A 3,277-nucleotide genomic window follows, 5' to 3' on the forward strand; every position below is an offset into this window, starting at 1 on the left:
CTCGTCCGCATGACGATCGTCGCCGATCTGGATGTCGAGCATGCGGCGGCAAGCGATCGGGGTGGGTCAAATTGATCTGACGCAAGGCGCGTGCCCCGACGGACAGCTAACGCTCACTGAAAAGGTCGGGCCTTGCCCGGCGCGTGGGATTGTCCCGGAGAGAACCGTGTTTTGGCGACGATTGGCCTGATTCTTGTCGTGGCGCCCGACCGTGATTTTCGCAGGTCGCTCGAATTCGCGCTCGAGGCGGAATTGTACGCGGTGGATTCGCACGCCCGGCTGACGACCGCCGTTGAATCGCCTCTCTTGGCACGGGCCGCTTGCGCGGTCGTCGATGAAAAGGCGGTTCGCGACCATGCCTATCAGTGGGACGCGCTCGACCGCCTGGGCAAGCCCGTGATTCTGCTGGTCGACAGGTTCAGGCCTCCGCTCAGCCGCGCCAGCCTGACGATCATGGCCAAGCCGCTGCTCGGCAACGCCCTGATCGAAAGGGTTGGAAGCATCACCGGCGAGCCGGGCGTCCATTGACAGCTACGTAATCCTACTTAGGACACAACCGAATTTCGCAGGCTGACGATCATCGCCATTGTTGTCTCCACCGGGGTCAGCAAAGGGGAACAACGATGCTCGCTTCCACAATCTCCCAGGCGCGCTCGCCGACGCACCCTTTCGGCGCCGGCCATCCGACTTTTCCATCCCCGTGCGACTCGCAGCGCCCGCAGCTCGTCGCTTTCCGTCAGGCAGGCGAGGAAATCTACGCGGCGGGGGATCCGGTCAAACATATCTACCGGGTCGAGTACGGCGCGGTCCGCGTCTTTCGCCTGCTGGCGGATGGCCGCCGGCAGATCAGCGCCTTTCACGTGGCCGGCGAGATTTTCGGCTTCGAGGCCCGTCTCGATCACGAGTTCTTCGCCGAAGCGATCAACGCCACCGGCATCCGCCCGCTTCGCCTGGCGGCGATCGAAGACGTCTCCCGCGACCTGTTCCCGGTAGCCCTGCAAAGCCTGACGGCTATGCAAAAGCATCTTCTGATTCTCTCGCGCCACGCCGCCATCGAACGGCTCGCGGCATTCCTCGTCGACATGGCCGAGCGACAGGGGGATTTGGATCAGATCCATCTGCCGATGTCGCGCATGGATATCGCGGACCATCTCGGCCTGACCATCGAGACCGTGTCGCGGACGTTCACGAGACTGAAGGAACTGGGGCTCATCCAGCTGCCCGATTCCCGCAATATCGAAATCCTGCGACGCAACGCGCTCAACGACATCGGCGAGTGACGGATCGGCGCCCCGCGCCGACAAGCGGTGGGCGGGCGCCGCCGCGCCACCCGCCCGGCAAGATGAACCGCGGGCAGGGCATCGCGCGAAATCGACGCCGGTCAAAAGAACGGGAGAGCGTCCGCGATGAATGCTGACTGGTGCTGCCGGACAGGATTGAACTGTCGACCTCTCCCTTACCAAGGGAGTGCTCTACCACTGAGCTACGGCAGCGTTGGGCGCTATCTCTCCGATTTCGGTTGACAGGTCAACAGACGGTTGCCGGAAAAGCGGTGTTGGCCGACCAAAGCCGCCGCCGCCCGCCCGCCAAACCGGGGCGGCCCGGCACCTTCATATTTTTCCAGGCCCTGCCGCCGAAAAGCTGGACAGCGTCCGGGAGCTTTTCTATAAGGCGCGAGCTTTCACCGGCTTGACGTTCCGCATTCGGGGCGTTTCGGCGAAACGGCGCCCAGGTAGCTCAGTTGGTAGAGCATGCGACTGAAAATCGCAGTGTCGGCGGTTCGATTCCGTCCCTGGGCACCATTAGCCTTTCCCATCCCTTCTCATGGCGTCTCACTGGTTGAGATAAATCAATGAGTTAGCTGGTTATGGCTGCTCATGATGACCCTCCGCATACCGTTGCAACGCATCAGTTTGTGGGTAACGATCCGGGTATTACCCATTACCCCGTAGGCCCGTTACCCATGCCGCTTTCCGACTTCGCCTGCAAGAACGCCAAACCCAAGGTCAAGCCGTATCGTCTCGCCGACGGCGACGGGCTCTATCTCCTCGTCCAAAAAAGCGGCTCTAAGCTCTGGCAATTGCGCTATCGCTACCTGGAGAAGGAAAATATTCTCTCCTTTGGCAAGTACCCGCTAGTGTCGCTTCTCGACGCGCGAGAGAGGCGTGACGATGCCAAGAGATTGCTGATCGCCGGCATCGACCCTTCCACCAAGCGCAAGGAGGAGAAGGCCACAGCTTTCACGGAAGCGCGCACCACGTTCGGCCTGATCGCCGAGGAATACGTCAAGCGGATGGAGGAACGGGACGCGGCGGCGGCCACAGTTACCAAAACCAAGTGGCTCCTCGAAGACCTGGCTAACCCGCTCGCCAAGCGTCCCATTAAAGAGATCACCTCGGCCGAAAGTCTCCAGTTCCTCCAGAAGATCGAGAAGAGTGGTCGACGGGAAACGGCTCGGCGTTTGCGCGGCGTGATCGGCAGTGTCTTTCGGCTGGCGATTGTTACTCTCCGCGCCGATACCGACCCCACCCTGGCCCTTCAAGGCGCTCTCCTGCCGCCGAAAACCATCGGCCGCGCCGCGATCACTGATGAAAGAAAATTCGGCCGGCTCCTTGTGGCGATTGATGAGTACGACGGCTGGCCGACCCTCAAAGCCGCTCTCCAGTTCCTCGCCCTCACCTGTGTTCGTCCCGGCGAGGTACGGGGCGCCGCCCGCGACGAGTTCGACCGAAAGAAGGCTGTCTGGCACATCCCGGCCGAGCGCATGAAGATGCGTGCTCCGCACGATGTGCCACTATCCAAGCAGGCGCTCCACGTCTTGCGAGAGGTCTGGCCGCTTTCCGAGAACGGCGACCTAGTCTTCCCCTCGATCCGTTCGAACAAGCGCCCGCTTTCGGAGAACGCCATGAATGCCGCGCTGAGGCGTATGGGTTACGGCAAGGACGAAGTGACCGCTCATGGCTTCCGGGTGACCGCCAGCACCATACTCAACGCCCGCAACTATGATCCTGACGTAATTGAGGCGGTGCTGGCGCACCAGGACAAGAACGCGATCCGGCGGACCTACAACCGCGCCACCTATTGGGAGCAGCGGGTGACGCTTATGCAGGAGTGGGGAAATTTGCTAGACGGGCTAAAGGCGGGCCGCGACGAATAGCCGAGCAAGAGCCCGGCGACCACCGTCGCCGCCCAGGCGCGGAGCGGCAGGTCTGGGACGGGCTGCGTAAAGCCGTGCCGCCACGCGGCGACAAGAAACGCGCCCCCGACGATGCCGAGG

3 protein-coding genes and 2 tRNA genes are annotated in these 3,277 nt (G+C 62.3%); 4 read left to right on the plus strand and 1 reads right to left on the minus strand.

The genetic code is table 11. The features are described from left to right. The first annotated feature begins 171 nt into the window (after nucleotides 1-171). Both MJ956_RS17325 and MJ956_RS17330 read left to right on the plus strand, forming a co-directional pair. Complete coding sequence (locus MJ956_RS17325) at nucleotides 172-528, plus strand: hypothetical protein (RefSeq protein ID WP_253965694.1); 357 nt, start codon at nucleotides 172-174, stop codon at nucleotides 526-528. A gap of 95 nt (nucleotides 529-623) precedes the next feature. Further along, complete coding sequence (locus MJ956_RS17330) at nucleotides 624-1,280, plus strand: helix-turn-helix domain-containing protein (protein ID WP_253965695.1); 657 nt, start codon at nucleotides 624-626, stop codon at nucleotides 1,278-1,280. A 138-nt stretch (nucleotides 1,281-1,418) separates the two neighbouring features. On the opposite strand, the gene MJ956_RS17335 is transcribed toward MJ956_RS17330, so the two are convergent. Further along, nucleotides 1,419-1,493: transfer RNA gene (locus MJ956_RS17335), tRNA-Thr, on the minus strand. Between the two features lie 233 nt (nucleotides 1,494-1,726). Here MJ956_RS17335 and MJ956_RS17340 point away from each other — a divergent pair. Beyond that, a tRNA-Phe gene (locus tag MJ956_RS17340) sits at nucleotides 1,727-1,802 on the plus strand. A gap of 161 nt (nucleotides 1,803-1,963) precedes the next feature. Further along, on the plus strand, nucleotides 1,964-3,157 hold the full coding sequence (locus MJ956_RS17345; RefSeq protein WP_253965696.1) for a tyrosine-type recombinase/integrase: 1,194 nt from the start codon (nucleotides 1,964-1,966) through the stop codon (nucleotides 3,155-3,157). Nucleotides 3,158-3,277 lie beyond the last annotated feature (120 nt).

The organism is Aurantimonas marianensis (assembly GCF_024195285.1).
GTDB lineage: Bacteria > Pseudomonadota > Alphaproteobacteria > Rhizobiales > Rhizobiaceae > Aurantimonas > Aurantimonas marianensis.

Bases quoted from the DNA above. Each gene is read 5' to 3' on its own strand.
- MJ956_RS17330 (WP_253965695.1), top strand. From the start codon at position 624: ATGCTCGCTTCCACAATCTCCCAGGCGCGCTCGCCGACGCACCCTTTC.
- MJ956_RS17345 (WP_253965696.1), top strand. From the start codon at position 1,964: ATGCCGCTTTCCGACTTCGCCTGCAAGAACGCCAAACCCAAGGTCAAG.